The organism is Kribbella swartbergensis (assembly GCF_054784135.1).
In genome coordinates this window covers 1-20,215 of record NZ_BAAGPM010000016.1, presented here as the reverse complement: position 1 = coordinate 20,215, position 20,215 = coordinate 1, and the positions used below count along the sequence as shown (strand labels likewise).

The window sequence follows — 20,215 nt, the reverse complement described above, 5'->3', positions numbered from 1 at the left end:
CTTGCACCTGGCGTTCAGCCTCCGGCCACTGCGTCTTGCCTTTAGATCAACGTTCGTGTCGCGCCGAGCGGCGGCCCAAGTCATTCGAGGCGTGGCGGCGCAGTGGCGCTGGCTAGCTACTCGAGCGGTGGCGCCGCGCCGGTGCGTCACTGTGCCAATCGGAACATCAAGAGCAATCGCAGCAAGATCTACTTCAACGGCAAGCTGCAGGCCACCCGCACCGACTTCACCGTCGGCATCGGTGACATCGGCGTAGGTGGAAACACCACGGCCAACCTCATCGGTGGGACGAGCTGGCCGGATCCACGATTCGACGGTCTGGTCGACGACTTCCGGATGTACGGCTACGAACTCAGCGCCGAACAGGTCGCGGAGCTCCACGCGGGTCCGGTGAACGCCGCCCCAGTGGGGGCAGCCGATGCCTACGGCACCGTGGAGGACAAGCCCCTGGCGGTCAACGCGCCCGGTGTGCTCGCCAACGACACGGACGCAGACGGCGATACCCTGACCGCGGGCGGTCTCACCCAGCCGGCCAATGGCGCGGTCGTGCTGGCGGCCAACGGGTCCTTCACCTACACCCCCAAGTCCGGGTTCTCGGGCACGGACACCTTCACTTACCGGGCCTCCGACGGGACCGCCGCTTCGGCGCCGACGACGGTGACCATCACTGTGGAGGCGGGTGAGGAGCCGCCGGACAACACCGCCCCGGTCGCAGGCGAAGACGCCTACGAGGCCGTCGAGGGACAGCCCCTCGTACTGCCGGCGCCAGGCGTCCTGGCGAACGACACCGATGCCGACGGCGACGTCCTCATGGCTATCGGTGCCACCCAGCCCATCAACGGCAAAGTGACACTGGCGGCCGACGGGGCGCTCACCTACACGCCCGACGCCGGCTTCACCGGCAAGGACGTCTTCACCTACCGCGCAGACGACGGGGAAGACGTGTCCACCCCGACGAAGGTGACCATTACGGTGAAGGGCGGTTTGGCGACCACCGCCGTGGCCGGAGTCGCACTGCCGACGACGTACGGCACGTCAGGCACCGTGTCGGTGGCAGTTTCGCCCGCGGAGGCGACCGGGACGGTCAAGCTGTTGCAGGGGACAACTGTCCTGGCAACGGCCGTGGTCGCCGACGGGAGGGGGACGCTGGTGTTGCCCGCCAAGGCACTCCTGCCCGGGACGTACGACCTGACCCTGCGGTACGGCGGGGACGCCGCCCACCAGCCCTCCTCGTCGACGGTGGAGGTGGTCGTGGCGAAGGTGGTTCCGACCATGGAGGTCACCGCGACGAAGTTGCCCGGCAACCGGGCGCAGATCACGGTGCAGCTGTCGGCGGCCGGCGACGTACCGGTGACCGGCGAGGTCAGAGTGAGAATCGAGGGTGGCGCGACGCTCGTGGGCACCGTCAGCGACGGCCGAGCGGTGTTCGAGTGGCCCAAGATCCCGAAGAGCGGTCAGCTGATGCTGGCGGTGGACTACCTCGGGAGTGACCTGGTGGAGGGGGTGAACGCGGAGCTCACCGTCAAGGTGAGCAGGTAGCGTCACGGCACAGGACCGAGGAATGGCGGTTTCTAGGGGTAGTCGCAACTTCCTCGGCTTCTAGATGATGAGTGGATCGGGCAAGCGCTCGGCTGGGGTATCCCTGGGCGTCCTGTCCGAGGTCTTCAGGTCCGTGGACGGAAGGTCGATGTCTCCGAGGCCGGGGGCCCTCATCATCCAGTCCGGTCAACGTCGCCACCTGCGACTCCTTCAATGCGCCACCTCCCAGTGCCAGGCCGCGTCGCGCCTCTGCCAGCGCGGGGTCGCGTTTTCGGTCATTTCCTCGGTCCGAGCGCATTCGGCTGGGTGGACCCGCAGAAGGCGGCATTCTGGCGCAGGCGTGCTCGTGGACGTACGGCGTTCCAAAGGCACGGTGGCCGACGCCGAGGGTGAAGTCGAGGAACAGGACGCGTCGACCTACGCCTGCTCATCATCTGCGAGCAATCGTCCTGAAGCACAGTCTGCTGGTCCGCTGTCAGACCTGGGCGGCTGACGACGATGATGCGCTGGGTGAAGCCTAGGAATTCTCTCTTCAGCGGGAGCACACCTGGCAGATGAGCGTGGTTCGGCTTGATCCTGGATTTGGTGATCCTGGTTCCGCGGACGGTGGGTCGGGGTGATTGTCGGTGCCATGGATGCAGACCGAACTGGTGGCGACACTGAAGCAAACCAAGGTGCTGATGAGTCTGTCGATGGTGAGCAGCGACCTGCTGCGTGGTCCGTCGGCCGGCTGATCGCGTTGGTTGACGAGGCGATCGATGCTGCAGGGGCGCAGCTCGCGCGCTCGGCTGGGCTGTGGGGTGATTCGACGAGTGGGTCTCCGGTTGCACCGCAACGGAGTCAGATTCCTCGTACAGGGCAGCGTACGCCGGTAGGTCCGCGGTCTGCCGCCCCTGAGTCATTGATGGAGGAGGCGCAGGCCCACCGTCATCTTGAGCTCCCGTGAAGAGATACAGGGCGGGCGTTGCACCTGATTCCTGGAATCTGTGATCCGGGTTCTGATGTGGTCGATGTGGCGCGACCTTCGAGGCTGTGAATCCGTCGACGGCCGCATTGGAGTGCCTCAATGAGTGATCTGTCGGGTCAGAGTTTCGTCGTATCGTCGGAAGAGCGGCGGAGGTTGCTGGAGGCAAACCTCGCCGCGAGTCGGTTCTTCCGGCGCGAGTTGCTCCGGGCAACAGGTGGTTGGCCTCTGCCGCATTTGAAGTCGCGTGGTGCTGAAGGTGTTCTCTCAACGGAGTCGTCCTGGAAGATCGGCTACGCGCCGAACACCTGGACGGGCTTAGTTGACCACCTGCGTGCAGAGGGTTTCGGGTACGGGACGCTCGTTCGGGCGGGCTTGGTGACGTGGACCGAGGATGGCGACGCGGTCGACCGGCACCGTGATCAGGTGATGCTGGTGGCCCGTGATCAGCGGCTCGCTCCGGTCGGGTTCGTTGGAATCGCCCAGGACGGGCAGGCCGGGCCGGTGACTCCGGTGACCGCGGTCCATCGGCCGTCAAACGTTCTGGTCGGCGTCGAGGAGCAGTTGAAGCTGCTCGACGGTGGTGCGATCCCCGTGGTTGTTGATGATCCGATGGACGCGATCGCGATCTCCGAGATGAGTCGAAGGTCGTCGGGGGAGTGGGCCGGCATCCCGGTGTGTGGTGCTGGCCTGTCGACAGCACAGGCGAGGATGCTGCGTCGGTTCAGTGCGACGGACAAGGTGATCGTCGCGCTGACTGGTGACGAGGTGCAGCGTAACCAGGCCGCTGGCTACCTACTCGATCTGGCCTTCTTCTTCGATCGAGTGCGGGCCGTTGACTTCCCAGCAGGCCACACAGCTGCAACCCTCCTCGTCGCCGACAACGGGATCAGCCGTCTGCATGAGGTTCTGTCGTCGGCCCGTCCGCTGATGACTTACCGCGCCAGCGCGAGTAGCCGGATCACGTCCCAGGCGCTGGATCCTGACCCGCCGAACATTGGCCCGGCCCTGTGAGACACCTCGAGCGTCCGGCGCAGTAGTCCTGGAAGCGCCGATCTGGGTTCTGCCCTCTGGCCGCCGCCTCGAACGTGGCGGTTGGAGGTGGTGACGATGACCAATCAGGAGCAACTGATCAGGGCGACTGCAGTTGCAGCCGAGTTCTTTCGCCAGGAACTGCTGAAGAGACCAAACGGTTGGGCTGCTGAGCACGTGATCGCGCGGGGTCTGGGGGACGTGCTGGCAGCTGACTCGAGGTGGCTTGTCGGATATGCACCCGACGGTTGGTCGCGGCTCGTCGGGCATCTGCGACGGACCGGTTTCGACGATGACACGATCGTGGCTGCAGGCCTAGCTTCTCCGACTTCGAACGGCTACCTCGTGGACCGTTTCCGGGACCGGATCGTGTTCGTAGCTCATGACCGCGAGCTGCAGCCCGTCGGGCTCATCGGCCGTGCTCGTGCCGGACGAGTGAGGTACCTGAACACTCCCAACACGGACATCTACTCCAAAGGCAAGTCTGTGGTGGGACTCGACGCCCAGCACGATCGACTCGAGGCCGGCGCGATCCCGGTTCTCGTCGAAGGCACCATGGATGCGGTCGCCGTCAGCCTCGCCGGAGAGGACTGGGCTGGTCTCAGTTGCTGCGGTACGGCGATCACCCGCGAGCAGGCGCTGATCGTCAAACGGCACAGCCGGGTCGATGCGGTGATCCTCGCGCTCGACGGCAACTTCGCGGGCCGGAACGGCGCCGTCCGGAGCCTTGATGTGTTGTCGGCCGTGTTCGGGCAGGTTCTGGTCGCTGAGTTGCCGGATGAGCATGATCCGTCGTCTTTGTTCGCCGAGGCACCGGGGCAGTTGCGGGCTGTGTTGAGCTCGCCGCGGCCTCTGGTCGAGTTCGCGATCGAGCTGGAGCTGTCGCGGTGGACCAGGGTCCTCGACCACATCAGCGGGCAGGTCAACGCCGTGCGCGCTGTAGCCCCGCTGGTCGTCCGGCTGCCTGCGGATCAAGTAGCCGCGGAGATCGGCCGGTTGTCGCGGACGACGCGCCTGGACGAGCAAATCGTGTCCCGCGAGGTGCTCGCGGCCGTCGGTCTGCGGAGCGAGCAGCGCGCGGCCCGGCGGCGGATGAGCCGTCGGTTGGACAGCGTCGTTCCGGGTGTCGATCCGCCCGATGTGTCTAGGACTCCTTGATTTCGGAATCCAGGTTCTTCTTCGAGGCCGCGGCCAGCAGATTGGTGGCACCGCAGTACGACGAGGGGCGACAAGCCAGCTCCTCCATCCCCGGAGACGGAGTCACTCGATGGACGTTGAGTTGGAGGTACTGATCACTGACGCGGCGCGCTCTGGTTGGGCGCCGGAGCCATCGCGCCGGCTCGCCGATGGGATCGAGGCACGCATCGTGGCGCCTCTGTCGAGCCGCCTGCGCGCTGCTCTCGGCCACGATGAGGCGGCCCAGCTCGCCAGGGCGATTGCTTGGGAGCGGTGCCTGGAACTGGCAGTCAATCCGCCGGCGGCCGGCCTGTCGTGGGGATATCTCGCCAACCTGGTCCGCTGGCGGCTGAAGGACGCGGTGCGCGCCGACGTACTTCGCCACCAGCGGCATCCGTTGACGCACCAGCTGCCGGAGCTCGAGGTGACCCACCGGCCGTCGCTCGGTCCTCACCTGGAGCGAATCGCGGCCGAGCTGGAGCGCGAGGGGATGTCGGCGGCCGTCGTTCGCACATTGATCCGGGCGGCTGCTGACGGTCCGCCGTTCTACCGCTCGGCGATGATCGTTCGCCTCCGGCGATCCGGCGCCACGGCTGCGCAGGCCGAAGGCTTGGCCTGGCTGCTGAGGGGTGGTGCAGACAGGGCGTCCGCGTTGGCGCGACTCGCCGTGGGGGAGCCGCCAACTCAGGTCTTTGCCGACCCTGTCGTACGGCGCTGGATCCGGGCCGCTGCGGGCCCTGACCAGCGGTTTTTCGGCGGACGGATCCGCCTCGGCCACCGCCGAGCGGCGGGTCTGGAGCGGGTCAGAGCAGCCTGACGAAAAGTTTCCGGACCTCAGCCGTTGAGGTCCGGTATGACGCAAAACCGCCACGAAGTACCTCGCCACCACTGGCTCGTCCGGTACTACCGGGCGCAGCTCAAGTTCGAGCTGCGTGTGCTCACCGCGCTGCGGATCATCCCGCCGCCGATCGCTGCTGCCGTGTTCGCGTGGCTTCGCCGTACCGAGATCCCGAAGAGAGGAAATGACGTGAAGCAGTCGGTCCGATCGAAGATCGTGATCCCCATCGTGATCCTGCTGGGAGTCATGGGATTGATTCTCGCCTTGGTCGCTCGCTGGCAGGACTCGCCGGAGCAAGGATCCGGTACGCCGGAACCCGGCAGCACGGTCGTCCCCGCAAACAGTGAGCAGACGCCGACCAGGCTCGATGCGTGGAATCGGCCGACGACGACCGATCCGCGGGAGTTCGCCATCGCCTACGCCCGGGCGATCTGGACCTTCGACACGACGCAGCACAGCTACTTCGATTGGGAAGATGCCGTCAGCGTCTTCGCTGATCCGACCGGTGCCGGCCCGCGGGTCGCGAAGAGTCTGTTGCCTTCGTGGTCGGAGTGGAGGCAGCTCGAACTGCGAAAGGCTCACAGCACTGTCGCGGACATCACCGCCACGACCACACCGCAGCTCGAGCAGTTGGAGCGCAAGCAGGCAAAGCAGGGATGGCGTGCCTTCGTCATCAAGGGGAAGCAGACGACAGTCCTCGACAGCGAAACGAAGGTGGTCGTACGACAGGCAGCCGTCGCTGTGGTGTGTGCGTCGATCTGCAAGTTCTGGTCCGCGACAGCAGAAGTCTCGCCGTGATCGTCAAGCTCACGCTTGCGGGCTGCCTCCTGGTCAGCGGCATGGGGCTGATCGCTCCGCTCGCCATCGCGGCAGGCGGATCGGACACCTGCGTGGCGACGCCCACCGAAGCACCGCTACCGGAGTGCCAGGTACCAATCGAGACTGGAACCGACGCGACTGGAACCGGCGATGTCCCGGGTGCTGACAAGGCTGTAGCTCGGGCGCTGAGGTTGGTCGGTGGTCACGGGTACTACCAGCTATGCGCCCGGCTGGCGGCGAACATCTGGGGCCGGTCACGCGCCGGCTATTACTCGGCTGCCGAGCAGTGGCGGCAGATGGTGGCCACCGGCAATGCGCATGTGGGTGACCGACATCCGCCGGTCGGTGCGCTCGTGTTCTGGGACACCGGCGGGCCATACGGCCACGTCGCCGTGTACGTCGGCAACGGCCAAATCGTCTCGAACGACATCGGCGACACAGTGCCTGGCGAAGGCGGCGTGTACCTCGTCGACTTCGGCCTCATCGAATCCAAGTGGAACTCGGCCTATCTCGGCTGGGCACCCCCGATCTACTCAACAACTCAGTAAAGGAGGTCCAAGTGTTCAGCCGCGATGTGTTCCTTCGACAGCTGGTCTTCCTTCAGGATCCAGGGATCAGCCCGAACAGCAATGGTCTGCCGGGGCTGTACGCACTTCGGCAGATGGTCGGCGCACTTCTCACGTTCAGTCTGGTGATCTGTGTAGCTGCGTTCGTCATCTCGGCCGCCGCCTGGGCGATGGGCAGCTTCAACAACAATGCCCACTACGCAGGCAAGGGCAAGACCGGCTGCCTGGTGGCAGCGGGTGCCGCCATCCTCATCGGCTCGGCCAACGGCCTCATCCGCTTCTTCAGCGGTATCAACCTCAACTGATCGGGGGAGTGACGTGTCCTGGACCGACTGCCTGCTCAACCCGACCACCTGCATCGTCTCGATGGGTACCGATGCCGTCACGGACTCGTGGTGGAACTCGTTCATGAGTTGGATGGCGCGTGGGCTGACGCAAGTGACGTCGTACGTGTTTCAAGCCTTCAGCCAGAGTACGGCGCCACGCTTCGACCAGCAGTGGTGGCAGGACAACCTCGACATGATGATCGGCATCTCACTTCCACTGCTCGTCGGTATCTTCGTCCTGCAGTGCGTGTCGGCGGTGATCCGGCGAGAGCCCGGCCGACTCGGCCATGCATTGGTAGGAGCATTGCTCGGCACGGCCGGCGTGCCGCTAGCTGTCGCGGTGGTAGCCAGCCTCGGTCAGGTCGTCGATCAGATCTCGACCGCGATTCTCGGCAATCGCGCGACCGCGGACGGCCTCAAACGGATGGTCGACCTCAGCATCATCCCCACGCTGGCCACGCTGGGCGGGTTCCTCCTCACGGCCGTCATCGTTGGCCTCCTGGCCTCCATCTCGCTGTACTTCGTCATGCTGATTCGCGAGGTCGCCATTGTGGCCTTCGTGGTGTTCGCGCCGATCGCCATGGCGAGCTGGACCTGGTCAGCCACACGTCATTGGTTGCGTCGATGGATCGAAGTCGTCGGTGCTCTCTTGTTCTCGAAGATCGCGATGGCCGTTGTCTTCACGGTGGGAATCTCGGCCGCAGGCAACGGCTACATGGAGGAGGGTCAAGCCTCGATCGGTACGTTTCTCACAGGCGTCTTGCTGCTCGCGATGGCTGCGTTTGCACCACTGGCGACCTTCTCGTTTATCCATTGGGTCGGAGACCACGGCGCGGCTGCGGCCCATGCACTTAGGCAAGGCACGGCCGGAACCTCGGCACTCAAGGAGCGGTTCGAACAGGCCCAGCAATGGGGTGCCCATCACTTCGGCGGATCCAGTGGCAACGAGTCGGGTCCAGTCGTAGGTGGCGACAGCGATGCAGGCAATGACAAGCCGTCGGACGATTCGGCTGCGAGCGCTAGTTGGGCTACGGACCAGAGCCAGCGGAGTGGACCGGCTGCAGGCGCGTCCTCGTCCTCATCGCCCGAACCTGCCCCGGCTGGCCAAGGCTCGACCGCGATTGCGGTATCGACGAGTCAAGTTTCGGTCGACGGCTCCGGTCAGCCCGGTCAGCAAGGGGACAACGCGGGTGACCACGACAAGCGTGGCGAGGGGAACTGATGGCGACGACCAGCACGCTGTCCACACGCTTCCCACGACCGGAGCGGAACGCCGTACTGCTCGGCCTGCGGCCCATCCAGGTTGTGCTGCTGCTCATCGCCGTCGTCACCACGACGATCTCGATCGTCAGCCAGCTGTCACCGGTTTTGAAACTGGGCGGTCTGACTGCCTCCGCGTTATGCGGCGCCATCGCGTTCACCCGGGCAGAGGGACTTCCGATGTACCGATGGCTCGTCCTCCGAAGCACCTCTGCGTGGCGTTCCCTGCGCGGACGGCACTCATTCCGTGAGCGCGTGATGGAGCCGCGCAGGCATGGAGACCTGCAATTGCCTGGTGAGGGCGGTCCTCTGCGGATCATGACGGCCGGCTCGTCAATCGGCGTCGTTCATGATCCGCGGCGTCGCAGGCTGATCGCTGTCGCGAAGATCGAGGGACCTGCACATCTTTTGCAGAACTCCGATGAGCAGGACCGGCGCGTGACGGCGTACGGACGGCTGATCGCCGGCCTCTGTCAGGGCAACCGCATCGCACGGGCGCAGATACTCGAGCGCACCCTTCCCGATCCGGGCGACGAACTGGGCGAATGGGCGAAGACCCGCAACGTGGATCCGAACACGCCGGCTGGTGCGATCTACCGCGATCTACTGGAGCAAGCGGCCCCAGCGACAGCGAAGCACGAGACCCTGTTCAGCTTCGCCGTGAACCTGGACGCAGCGTCCCGCGAGATCCGCAGACATGGCGGCGGTATCGCAGGAGCGACCGCGGTCCTTGAGTCCGAAGCGCGAGCATTCCAGACCTCGCTATCCGCCGCGGGCGTCGCCGGTTGCTGGCTCAGCGCAAAGGAACTCGCCATGAGCCTCCGCTTGGCGTTCGACCCTGCCGCTACTCGCACCATCCCAAGTCCCGATGTCATCGACGCTGCAGACGCTGGTCCGCTGGCAATCGACGCCGCATGGGACCACCTCCGGACTGACTCGTCGTTCCACCGGGTGTACGTGATCACTGAGTGGCCGCGGGTCATGACCACGCCGTCCTTTCTGAGCCCGTTGCTGCTGAAACCGGGGATCCGACGAACCTTCTCGATGGTTCTGCAGCCGATCCCGACCGCCAAGGCGTTGCGCGATGCCCGCCGGCATCAGGTTGAACGGGTCACCGATCGGGCGACCCGCGCTCGAATTGGCCAACTCGAGACCGAGGAGGACCGCCAGTTGGACGCCGATGTCATCCAACGTGAGCGGGATTTGGCGGCCGGGCATGGCGATGTCCGGTGGCTCGGCCTTGTCGTGGTCTCGGCTGACAGCGAGGAAGGCTTGGACCAAGCCTGTATGGAGATCGAGATCGCGGCGACTCAGGCCTTGCTCGATATGCGCCGGCTGGTCGGCCAACAAGTCGAAGGGTTCATGGCCGCAGCCCTTCCCTTTGGGATTGGACTCTGATGGCGAAGCATTCTGCGTACTTCGAACCGGTCGGGACTGACCGTGAGACCCGCCGCGCCAACCGCAAGGCGTCGTACGCCAATCAGTCGGCGCGAACGCGGTCCACCGAGCTGGACGACATCCAGGGGACGAGGGCGCCGTTCCGCGTGCGCCGCCTGCTGGTTGACAGTCATAGGGCGACGACCAGGATCCTGCAGGTGGCCTACCCGTTCCTCGCGGAAGGGGGACTCGGTGCCGAGGGCACCTACATCGGAGCAGACGTCTTCAGTGGTGGTTCCTTCGTGTACGACCCGTGGGTGCTGTACCAGGCCAGGGTGATCACGAATCCCAACGTTCTTCTTGCCGGGGTAATCGGCAGCGGAAAGTCGACAACGGCGAAGGCGCTCATCACCCGATCGATCGCGCTCGGTCACAAGGCCTACGTCCCGTGCGATCCCAAAGGCGAGTGGACAGCCGTCGCCGCCGCGATGGGTGGCACCGCCATCAAGCTGGGTCCAGGACTGCCTACCAGACTGAACCCGCTCGACGCGGGTCGCCAACCCAGTACGGTCGCCACGGACGAGTGGGAGCGGATCGTCTGGTCGCGCCGCCGAGCTCTGCTGAGCACCCTGGCGGAATCCACTCTTGGGCGCCCCTTGGCTGCCGTGGAACACACGGCTCTCGACCTCGCCCTGCAGACCGTTTCCAGTCAGGTCGAGTCGCCGACTATCCCGGACGTTGTCGTAGCTCTCTTCACCCCCGACCGAGACTGGGCTGAGCGCGCGGGATTGAAGACCGCGAGCCTCACCACCGACGGCCGCGAGGTAGCGCACGCGATCCGTCGGCTGGTGCATGGCGACCTGTCTGGCATGTTTGACGGCCCGTCGACGACCGCGTTCGATCCCACCCTGCCGATCGTCACGTTGGACTCGTCCTGGCTGGGCACAGGAGCCAATGACCAAGCGCTCCGCCTCACGCTGGCCTGTGCCTCGTCGTGGCTGGAGGCAGCGGTCGCAGATCCAGCGGGCGGCAACCGGTACATCGTGTATGACGAGGGGTGGCGCGTCATGCGGGATCCCGCGCTGCTTCGCCGGATGCAGGAGCAATGGAAGTTGTCCCGTGCCTGGGGAGTCTCCAACATCCTCATCGTCCACCGCTTGTCCGACCTGGCCGCTGTCGGCGACCTCGGATCCGAAGCCCGCGCCCTAGCCGAAGGACTCCTGGCCGACTGCTCGACCAGAATCATGCTGCGCCAGGAGACCGACCAATTAGCGCGGACAGCCAGCCTTCTCGGCCTGACCGATGTCGAGATCGCGACGATCGCCAAGCTCCCAAAAGGCCGGGCCCTGTGGCGGCTGCCTAACCGATCCTTCGTCGTACAGCTCGTCCGCCACGCCCGTGAGGTTGAACTCTTCGACACCGACGCGCGGATGTAGAGCATGAGCCAGTCGAGAAACCTGCCACCGCGCGACCTGACCGACATGACACTCCTGGCCGGGGGAGTGCTGCTAGCCTCCGCCGGCGTGCTTTACCTTGCGGGCGGCATCAGCAGCTACCTTTCCAGAGGCGAATGGGTCCGATGTGCTTGGACCGATGCACTGAAGGTCGCAGTGCACCCGGACAACCCGGCCGCGGCCTTCGGACTCAATGCCACGCAGCTGAGTCCGACGACGTACTGGAGCGCGCTCACTCTGCTGATCTGCTTGCCGCTGGCTGTCTCCTACCTGGCTGTGAGGCTGTGGCACCGCAGGAAGGCGACATCGCGAACTCGAGCGCGGGCGCTTGCAAGCCGTCCGGGGTTAGCTACCAAGGCCGATGTCGAGGCCGCCGTCGGTCGCCGACAGGTCATACGGCGGGGCCGTTCGGCCCGCCCACTGGCAGCAACCAGATCGCCGGCTGAGGTCGGAGTCCTCCTGGGTCACTCGCACGGCCGCGAGTGCTGGGCCTCCGTTGAGGACTCGATCATCGACGTCGGACCACCACGATCAGGCAAAGGTCTCCACCAGATCATCAGCGCCATCATCGACGCACCAGGAGCGGTCGTCACCACGTCCACCCGCCCCGACAACCTCGCGGCCACGCTGGAACTGCGCCGAGCCGTTGGACCGGTCGCCGTCTTCGACCCACAAGGACTCGCCAAAGGAGAAGGAATCCGATGGTCGCCGGTCAGAGGGTGTGACAACCCGACCACCGCCATGGTGCGCGCCAGCGGGCTCGCCGCCGGCGCCGGCTTCACCAAAGGCGCTGTCACCGACGGAGCCTTCTGGCACGGCCAGACCGAAATGGCTCTCCGCGGCCTCCTCCATGCCGCCGCCATCGACGACGCCGGCATCGCCCAGCTCTACCGCTGGGGCCTCGAACCCGCCTCCGCCATCGAAGCAGTCAACATCCTCAACCGCTCCACAATCGCTGCCGAAGGCTGGGGCGACACCCTCGACGGCATCGTCCGCATGGACGGCCGAACCCGCGACGCCATCTGGGCCGGCGTCCGCTCAGCCCTCTCAGCCCTCGCCGACCCCGCCGTACGCAAGGCTTTCGACCCGTCTCCCGGCGAGGAACTCGAACCGGCAACCTTCATCCGGGACCGCGGCACCATCTACCTGCTTGGGACCGGCGTGGGCGCTAGCGCCACATCCTCCTTCATTGCCGCCCTCCTCGAGGACATCACCGAATCAGCCCGCCAGATCGCCGCCCGCAATCCCGGTGGTCGCCTCGAGCCCCCACTCGCCCTCGTCCTCGATGAAATCACCAATCTCTGCGCCGTACCCTCGCTGCCGAGCCTGATGGCCGACGGCGGTGGAACTGGCATCACGACCAGAGTCGTGATCCAATCCCTTGCCCAGGCGAGAGACAAGTGGGGCGAGCAGGCCGCGGCCGCCATGTGGGATGCCGCCACGCTGCGGATCATTCTCGGCGGTTCCGCCCAGCCGAGAGACCTCCAAGACCTCGCCGCAGTCTGCGGCGAACGCGACGAGGAGATCCGCAACTGGAGCCGCGGCGCCGACGGCGGCCGCACGATCTCTACTAGCACGCGCCGAATCGCCATCCTGCCGCCCGACGTCATCCGCACCCTTCCGTTCGGCACGGGCATCCTGCTAGCCCGCACCGCCCCACCCATCCTCCTCAAGATGACTCCATGGACAGAGCGTCCGGACGCCTCGGACATCCGGCGCAGCATCGAACGCGCCACTCGACGCTGATGGACACCACCGACGACCTGGCCCGAACACTCGGTCTCACCGTCGGCACTGACCCATTTGTGGTCTGCTGGCGCGACCTCGACGCCCCAAGCACGCGCGAAGAACTGGAACGCCTCACTGAATGGGTCAACTGGGCAACCCACCGCTACAACCTCGACCACAAGGTCGTCCCACCGTGCTGGTCTGAGCACGGAGCCCTCACCGAAGAACTCTCCGCCCTCCGCACCTTCTGGGAAGCCTGCTACCAAGAAGACGCCGCCCCCTCCGACCCCCTAGCCTTCCATCGCGACCTAACCCTCGCCCTCCGCCGCCTCCGAGACTGGAGCTCCCTCCTGGGCTGCACCCGAACCACCCACCGCCCAGAACGATCCGACTAGTGCTGTCCGCACTGACGTGGCTGGCGTCCGACGACCAGGTCTGCACCTGGCGCGGCCCGGGCGAGTCGACTTCCAGGGCTCTCCTTCGAAACCTTCGTCACCGACTGCGGACGCTCCGCGACCGAGCACGGTCACCCGACAGCGCTTGTGATCTGAACACGGTGATCTCCGACACTCGCGCCCATTGCCGAAGCATCCTCGCCCGACTTCCTGGGGAGGCGCCCGGGATTCATGGGTTGTGGAATGCAACCAGACGGACGAGGGGGACGAGGTTGGACGCGCGGGCCATGCAGGGGATGGACGAGAGATGCTGTCAGCAGCAGACGCGGCGAACCGGGGCGGCGATCATGCGCAAATCGCCGACCTACTCAGAGTCGTACCTTGCCTAAGCCTCGCCCTGCCACAGGCCGCTATCACCTGAAATGAACCACTGGTCGCCTCGCTGCACCGGATCGGAGCGATTCGCGGCCCGACTTCCGAGCCCGCTGAGTGCAGGGACTGCGTCGTTTCGGGCCTTACTGCTGTGGGCACTGGCCCGATTACGGGGTCGCGCGGCTGAGGTCACGGCCCAGACAGGCACAGGTCCGGCGCCGGGGACGACTCTTGCCGCGCGGCTCCCCGCTTACGCGATGGCCATAGAGGTGCTCCGGATCGGGGTGGACTCCTCGTCCGGATGGCCAGCACACGGCGGTCGCCTACGCCGCCACCCGGAAGGTCTCGCAGCGGCTGAGGCCCCGGAAAAAAGGGACATCGTCGGCCAGGCAAAGGGCATCCTCATGGCCCGCTACAGCATCAGGGGCGACAGAGCGTGGCCACCTTGGACATGTTCAGCCAGCAAACGAACCGCGAACTAAGAGACGTCGCCCGCGGAGCCGTCGACCACACGAATCAGCACTGGACCGCTAACCGGCAACGTTCCAAGAACCGCGTCGGTGGACATGACTTATGACACCGGTAGACGGCCAGTTACGACACCGCCGGGTGGCCGGTTGATGACAGGCCGCAACTTTCGCGTTGCGCTCGCCATCGTGACTGGCGAAAGACCTCCGACCGAAAGGACGTCATGATGGCGATGCGCAGTACGGCGCTGATCCTCGGCACGGCCACCTTGCTGACCGGTGCCGTCGTACCCACCGCTGGCGCCGAGCCGGCGGGATATGCCACGCAGACCGAGGCCTGCGTGATGGGCGTGGACTCGATCACGGCCAACGGAAACTATGCCGGAGCAATGGTCAGGGCGACGAATCCTCCGACGAGTGAGAAGGAACTCGGACCGAAGGGGTTCGACGCGGGCACAGTCAAGGCAATGACCGAGTGGTCCTATGGCCTGACCACGACGGAGTCTTACCGGGCCGGACGTGTCATCGTCGGCTCGACGCTCTACGACGCCTCACTCGTGTACGGCTCCGGGCCGAACCCGGTCACCAGGAAGTCGCCCATCGGCGGTGGCTGGGGCAACTACACCTACATCGAGAACGCGTATTACACGAGGTACCTCGGCGGGCCGAACCCACGGTCGACGTTCTACGGCCTGCGGTCCGACGGAGTCATCAACCGCTGGAAGATCGACCTGAGCACCACCCGCTGGGGCAAACCGACCGCCTTCGCCGGATTCTCGTCGGTGAAGGCGATGGCGTTGATCGCCGAGACCGCGACGTACGACTCGTTCCTCGCGGTCACTCGCGGCGGTGCGCTCTACACGATCAGGATCCCGCTCGCGTCGTCGCCGCCCGTGGTGAAGAAGGTCCGCGCCTCGGGCTGGAGCAGCTTCGAGGTGATCCTGGCAGAGCGCTGCGGCAACTACGGCACGCTGCTCACCGGGATCGACAAGCACAGCGGCAGCGCCTACCTGTACGCCGTCGGCCATGCGAACGGGACCTCGACCGTCATCAGGTCCCTCGGCAAGCTCCCAGGCACCCACCAGGACCCGGTCTACCACCTCGGCACCAACGAAAGTGTCCTGCCGCTCAACGGCGAATGACGCCGCCACGGCCGTGATCCCGTCTGCCGGGCGGGGCGGTGCCGTCAGCATCGCTGGTCGGGTTGAGTTGGGCCATGGAGCCCTCGGAGAGGTGGCGGCGTTCGCCTGACTGCCACTCGCCGTGCTTGTCGCTCACGCCCGCGCGGCCGAAGCCAGATTGCAGAAGTTGACATGGCTCACCGTGAAACGGATCCTGGTCGTCGTGTGGCCGCCGCTCGGTCGATCCCGCCACCGTGACAGCGACGGACCTGTCGGACCGTCGCCGAACTGACGCTCAGCCCCGGCCCGGCGGCCGCCCCGACGGGGACGAACGGTCAGGCTCTTGGCAGCTGTCGGGTGCCGACCAGTTGCCGGGCGACATCGCGCAGCTTGGTGTTGGTGTCTTGGGAGTAGCGCCTGAGAATCGCGAAGGCCCGATCCTCGTCGAGATCGAAGCGTTCCATCAGAATGCCCATCGCCTGCCCGACCAGTTTCCGGGCGTCCACCGCCGCCGCCATGGTCTCCTCGTGGCGTGCTGTCGCGACAGCGACCGACGCGTGCCGGGCCAGGATGTGCGCGATCGCCTCGTCGTCGGCGCTGAACCCGTCAGGGACAGGGCTGTACAGGCCGAGCACGCCAACGGTGGATGAGGTGTGTGAAAGTGTCAGTGGTACGTCCAGCACACTGCGCACTCCCAGGCCGGTGACCTTCGCCGCCCATTCCGGCCACCTCTCGTCGGTGGCGGTGTCACGCACCAGCACCGTGGCGCGGTCGCGCAGAGACGTGATCAACGGCCCGTTCTGGGTGTCGAGCTGGACCCGGTAGATCTCGGCCACCACTGGATCGGTCACCGCGGGAATCTCTGGCCGGCCGCCCCGGGTGTACAGCGCGACACCGGCGAAGATGCAGTTCAGTGCTTGCAGCGAGAACTGCACGACGGCCCCGATGGTCTGTTCGACGCCGCCGGCGTCGTGCATTTCCACCGCCAAGCGCGAGAAGAGGTCAGCCTGCGCTGCGGCGGTGGGGTAGGCCGTCGCCGAGTCGATCGGGGTGTCGGCGGACGTGTCCCGCTCACCGGTGAAATCCATGCACACATCATGCCCAGGAACGGAGTGCACGTCACCCACGGACGTGGTCAGGCTTTGTCCAGAATTCCCTGCGGACCGCGGGCGAGGGGGTGTGCAGTACCGGAGCAGGGCCACCTGGCTTCATTGGGCACACCCGGGGCCGCTCATCCACAAGGGCTCCGCGCGGCGACCGCAGATGGCGAGCAAGATGCAGCTCCGGCGCTGTTTGTCTCAACGCCGTAGCCTCCCGACTCGTGGGTACGGCCGCCCCCACGATCGCGTAGCGCCGCCGATACCCGCCGCCTGCCGCTCCAACCGACCCGGGCAAGCCCCTCGAGGAGGGCCACCCGAGCGGCCGATAGCCGACGGTGAGAGCTGCCGGAAGGAAGCGGACGAGCTAATCGCCACCGGGTGGGTGGTGCTGCGGCCTGGTCAGGGCAAGGTGTTGGTGCAGAGTAGCCAGTTCGCCGCCTCGTTGAGCGGAAGGCCGCGGGCGGACGCCCGCGAGACGAGAAGCGCACGAGCCAGGTCGGTGGTCAGTGTGTAGCGCTCGATAAGGATGCCTTCGGCTATGGCGATCGCCGTGATCGGATCGATGCGGCCGAGTGTGAAGTGTCGCTGGCGCGGATATTCGTGGCTGCCCATATGGCGCCTGCCCTAGCGGCTATGCCTGGCGCGTAGCCCGATGGTGCTTCACCGCAGACGGCGCACCTGGGCGGCGAGCCGGGAAGCCAACGGTCGCTTCAACTGTACGGCTGGCCGTTACGATTCGCAGCCCCCGGCGTTACTCGGCCTTGCGGTTGGCGTCTTCAACGATGCCGGCGGCGACCTCGCGTAGTTTGACGTTGCCGGTCTGGGACGTGCGCACCATGAAGGCGAATGCGCGGTCGGTGTCGAGGCGGTAGCGCTCCATGACGATACCGATCGCCTGGCCGATCTTCTCGCGGGTGGTCAGTGCGTCGGTGAGGGTGGCGTGTTCGCGGCTCCAGCCGAGGGCGACCGCGGCGAGGTTGGCGAACATCGCGGCGAGCTGATGTGACTCAGCGGTCAGGGCGTGGGAGCGCGTGGAGTAGAAGTTGACGCCTCCACGCGCGTGCGGCTCGGCGTGGAACTGGTAACCCAGCTGCGCGCCGATCCCGAACTCCTGCGCGGCGCGCGGCCCGTACATCGGCCAGCGCGGATCGGTCCCGATGTCGTCGACCTCGACGAGAGGGGTGTCGAAGACGACGTCGAGGCATGGTCCTTCGCCCAGTTTGTACTGCAGCTCGTCAGCCCGCAGCGCCAGCTCATCGGTGGGAGCCAGTGTTTGGATCCGGCCATCCTTGCCCGTGATCGAGATGCTCACGAAGTCGATGCCAGGCACCGCCTCGGCGGCTCCGGCGGTGATCACCTGCAAGGTGTCGTCGACGTCCATCGGGAAACGCAGCGATGTCGAGACCTCGTTCATCACTTCAAGCAGGTACGGCAGCTCCATGGCCGGCCACCCTTCATCGGGGCCAGCGAGATACCGACCAGACGACCAGTCTGTACCCCCAAGCCTCACCGGGGACACCCGGGGTGTCCTGTCATGTCGCAGGACATCGGTGACGGTTCTGTGTCAGGACATCGGTGACACATCTGGGGTGCTTGGTGTGACACATCTGGCTCTCTTTGAGCGGTGCCGACCGCTAATGAGCCTGTTGATCCTCGTGTCCGTCTCGCGATCATCCAGTGGCCCGATGACGCGCCGCGCGGGGCGGTGACGACGTTCTGCGCCGAGCATCGGATCTCCCGCAAGACGTTCTACGCGATCCGCGCCAGGACCCGCATCGACGGTGCGGCCGCGGCCCTCGAGCCCCGCAGCCGGCGGCCGAAGACCAGCCCAACCAAGCTCAGCGACGATGTCAAGGAGCAAGCCCTCGGCGTCCGTGCGGCGCTGGAGTCCTCCGGGCTGGACCGTGGGCCGGTCAGCGTGCACGACAAGATGCACGCGATGGGCCTGGAGGTGGTGCCCTCGGTGGCGTCGCTGGCCCGGATCTTCCGAGCCGCTGGTGTTGCACGGCTCGAGCCGAGGAAGAAGCCACGCGCGGCGTGGCGGCGGTTCGTCTACCCCGCGCCGAACGCGTGTTGGCAGATGGACGCCACCGAGTATGTGCTCACCAGTGGGCGCAGGTGCGTGATCTTCCAGCACATCGATGACCACTCCCGCTACGCGGTCGCCTCACAGGTCGCCTGGAGCGAGACATCCGAAGCAGCGATCGCCCTGTTCGACAAGGCGGCGGCCGCCCACGGCGTGCCGCAACGATTGCTGTCCGACAACGGGGCCGCGCTCAACCCCTCCCGGCGCGGGCTCCTGGGCCAACTCGTCGTGCACGTGATGGCCCTGGGTGTGGAGCCGATCACCGGCAAGCCCTACAAGCCGACCACCCAAGGCAAGAACGAACGCTTCCATCAGACCCTGTTCCGCTACCTCGACAAGCAGCCGCTCGCCGCCACCCTGGCTGAGCTGCAGGCCCAGGTCGACGCCTTCGACCACATCTACAACAACGAGCGACCCCACCAAGGGCTCCCGGGGCGCGTCACGCCCGTCACGGCGTGGGAGGCCACTGCGAAGGCCGAGCCGCCACGCCCCACCCGTGAGCTGATCCGCCGTCCCGCTGGCCGACCCCGACCTGCCCCAGCGCCTATGCCGAGCGACCCGTCCGAGGACACTGTCGTCAAGACACTGACCAGCGGCGGCACCTTCTACCTGGACAAGGTCCACTACATGGTCGACGGACGGCGGGGGTTCGAGCAGGTCCTGGTCATCACCGACGGCAGCCAAGTCGGCGACAAGATCACCGTCACCGACCCCCACGGCGAGATCCTCATCGAGCACGCCCGGCCCGCACCCGGAGTGACCTATGTCGGCAACGGCAACCCCCGCGGCCCACGCCAAGACTGCTGAAACGTCACCGATGTCCTGACACATCAACCGTCACCGATGTCTTGATGCAGAACCGTCACCCATGTCCTGAGACATCACAACACCCGGGGTGTCCTCCCGGAGAATGAGTAGAACATAAGTTCGATTAATGACAGGATGGCTGCATGGTCGGTCGCTTCAAGGTGAGTCCCGGCAGCGGGGACAACGAGTGGTCGGTGTGGGGCAACGCCATGAACGAAGCATCCGCCAATACGAGAGACCGAATGGTGAGCTCATCGGTCTGCTGGTCGTCGCTCCCTCCAAGACCGACCGGGAACGCGTCGTGCCGATGTCCAGGCTTCCCAGTTCTCCGGAGCGACGGTCATGGGCATCTGGTCGTGGATGTGACCGACGTCGTCGGTTGCGGTGGTGGTGATGATCGTGAACGTCGTCAGCCAGCGGTCCGGATCGTCCTCGGCCTTGGACTTGTCCAGCCAGAACTCGTACAGGCCGGCCAAGGCCAGCACGGCGTCGTCCTTTGGGTGCAGGTAGAACGGCTGCTTCAACGGCATACCCGACCGGCCGAGCTGTTGTTTCTCCTCGTCGGCCAGAGCTTCCTCGATTTTTAACGTCTCCAGCAGTTACGACCGGGTCCGCGTCGATGCGTATCGTCCGCACATACCGTCAGGCTGCCACAATCGCCTGCGCGAAGGCATAGCTATGGCGGCTGCGACCGGCCCTAAAGACTGAGGGCCACCGGCAGTCGTCCGCACATGCCGATGTGAGTGCGTTCAACCGGCCTGCCGGTGGGACGGTCGCACCGTGACGCC

17 protein-coding genes are annotated in these 20,215 nt (G+C 66.0%); 13 read left to right on the top strand and 4 right to left on the bottom strand.

Annotated elements, in window-relative coordinates; all coding sequences use genetic code 11:
* Nucleotides 1–141: 141 nt before the first annotated feature.
* The 12 genes from ACYVOK_RS11670 (at nucleotide 142) to ACYVOK_RS11615 (ending at nucleotide 15,455) form a co-directional block, all read left to right on the top strand.
* Nucleotides 142–1,539 carry an Ig-like domain-containing protein gene (locus ACYVOK_RS11670; RefSeq protein WP_460662355.1) on the top strand — a complete coding sequence of 466 codons (1,398 nt, stop codon included), beginning with the start codon at nucleotides 142–144 and terminating at the stop codon, nucleotides 1,537–1,539.
* A gap of 1,066 nt (nucleotides 1,540–2,605) precedes the next feature.
* Complete coding sequence (locus ACYVOK_RS11665; RefSeq protein ID WP_460662354.1) at nucleotides 2,606–3,517, top strand: hypothetical protein; 912 nt, start codon at nucleotides 2,606–2,608, stop codon at nucleotides 3,515–3,517.
* Between the two features lie 96 nt (nucleotides 3,518–3,613).
* Nucleotides 3,614–4,693: a toprim domain-containing protein gene (locus ACYVOK_RS11660; protein ID WP_460662353.1), complete on the top strand. Its 1,080-nt coding sequence runs from the start codon at nucleotides 3,614–3,616 to the stop codon at nucleotides 4,691–4,693.
* Between the two features lie 109 nt (nucleotides 4,694–4,802).
* On the top strand, nucleotides 4,803–5,528 hold the full coding sequence (locus ACYVOK_RS11655) for a hypothetical protein (protein ID WP_460662352.1): 726 nt from the start codon (nucleotides 4,803–4,805) through the stop codon (nucleotides 5,526–5,528).
* A 36-nt stretch (nucleotides 5,529–5,564) separates the two neighbouring features.
* Entirely contained in the window at nucleotides 5,565–6,347 is a 783-nt protein-coding gene (locus tag ACYVOK_RS11650) for a hypothetical protein (RefSeq protein WP_460662351.1), read from the top strand.
* Entirely contained in the window at nucleotides 6,344–6,916 is a 573-nt protein-coding gene (locus ACYVOK_RS11645; RefSeq protein WP_460662350.1) for a CHAP domain-containing protein, read from the top strand. The genes ACYVOK_RS11650 and ACYVOK_RS11645 overlap by 4 nt, the downstream gene beginning before the upstream one ends.
* Nucleotides 6,917–6,927: 11 nt before the next feature.
* Nucleotides 6,928–7,239 (top strand): DUF6112 family protein, encoded by a 312-nt coding sequence (locus ACYVOK_RS11640; RefSeq protein ID WP_460662349.1) that lies wholly within the window; start codon nucleotides 6,928–6,930, stop codon nucleotides 7,237–7,239.
* Between the two features lie 13 nt (nucleotides 7,240–7,252).
* Complete coding sequence (locus ACYVOK_RS11635; RefSeq protein WP_460662348.1) at nucleotides 7,253–8,482, top strand: TrbL/VirB6 family protein; 1,230 nt, start codon at nucleotides 7,253–7,255, stop codon at nucleotides 8,480–8,482.
* Nucleotides 8,482–9,918, top strand: coding sequence for an SCO6880 family protein (locus ACYVOK_RS11630; RefSeq protein WP_460662347.1), 1,437 nt, complete (start codon nucleotides 8,482–8,484; stop codon nucleotides 9,916–9,918). Before ACYVOK_RS11635 ends, ACYVOK_RS11630 begins: the two co-directional genes overlap by 1 nt.
* A 146-nt stretch (nucleotides 9,919–10,064) precedes the next feature.
* Entirely contained in the window at nucleotides 10,065–11,333 is a 1,269-nt protein-coding gene (locus ACYVOK_RS11625) for an ATP-binding protein (RefSeq protein WP_460662346.1), read from the top strand.
* A 3-nt stretch (nucleotides 11,334–11,336) separates the two neighbouring features.
* Nucleotides 11,337–13,097 (top strand): type IV secretory system conjugative DNA transfer family protein, encoded by a 1,761-nt coding sequence (locus ACYVOK_RS11620; RefSeq protein ID WP_460662345.1) that lies wholly within the window; start codon nucleotides 11,337–11,339, stop codon nucleotides 13,095–13,097.
* A gap of 1,443 nt (nucleotides 13,098–14,540) precedes the next feature.
* The gene (locus ACYVOK_RS11615; RefSeq protein ID WP_460662344.1) at nucleotides 14,541–15,455 is read left to right on the top strand and encodes a hypothetical protein; all 915 of its coding nucleotides are present in this window, start codon (nucleotides 14,541–14,543) and stop codon (nucleotides 15,453–15,455) included.
* A gap of 314 nt (nucleotides 15,456–15,769) precedes the next feature.
* Here the strand turns inward: ACYVOK_RS11615 and ACYVOK_RS11610 are convergent, their stop codons facing one another.
* The 3 genes from ACYVOK_RS11610 to ACYVOK_RS11600 form a co-directional block, all read right to left on the bottom strand.
* The gene (locus ACYVOK_RS11610; RefSeq protein ID WP_460662343.1) at nucleotides 15,770–16,522 is read right to left on the bottom strand and encodes an ANTAR domain-containing protein; all 753 of its coding nucleotides are present in this window, start codon (nucleotides 16,520–16,522) and stop codon (nucleotides 15,770–15,772) included.
* Nucleotides 16,523–16,933: 411 nt separating this feature from the next.
* Nucleotides 16,934–17,146, bottom strand: a complete 213-nt coding sequence (locus ACYVOK_RS11605; protein WP_460662342.1) for a hypothetical protein — start codon at nucleotides 17,144–17,146, stop codon at nucleotides 16,934–16,936.
* A gap of 139 nt (nucleotides 17,147–17,285) precedes the next feature.
* Entirely contained in the window at nucleotides 17,286–17,975 is a 690-nt protein-coding gene (locus ACYVOK_RS11600; RefSeq protein ID WP_460662341.1) for a GAF and ANTAR domain-containing protein, read from the bottom strand.
* A gap of 183 nt (nucleotides 17,976–18,158) precedes the next feature.
* Here ACYVOK_RS11600 and ACYVOK_RS11595 point away from each other — a divergent pair, with 183 nt between their 5' ends.
* The gene (locus ACYVOK_RS11595; protein ID WP_460662340.1) at nucleotides 18,159–19,427 is read left to right on the top strand and encodes an integrase core domain-containing protein; all 1,269 of its coding nucleotides are present in this window, start codon (nucleotides 18,159–18,161) and stop codon (nucleotides 19,425–19,427) included.
* A gap of 251 nt (nucleotides 19,428–19,678) precedes the next feature.
* On the opposite strand, the gene ACYVOK_RS11590 is transcribed toward ACYVOK_RS11595, so the two are convergent.
* Nucleotides 19,679–19,957, bottom strand: coding sequence for an SOS response-associated peptidase family protein (locus tag ACYVOK_RS11590; protein ID WP_460662339.1), 279 nt, complete (start codon nucleotides 19,955–19,957; stop codon nucleotides 19,679–19,681).
* Nucleotides 19,958–20,215 lie beyond the last annotated feature (258 nt).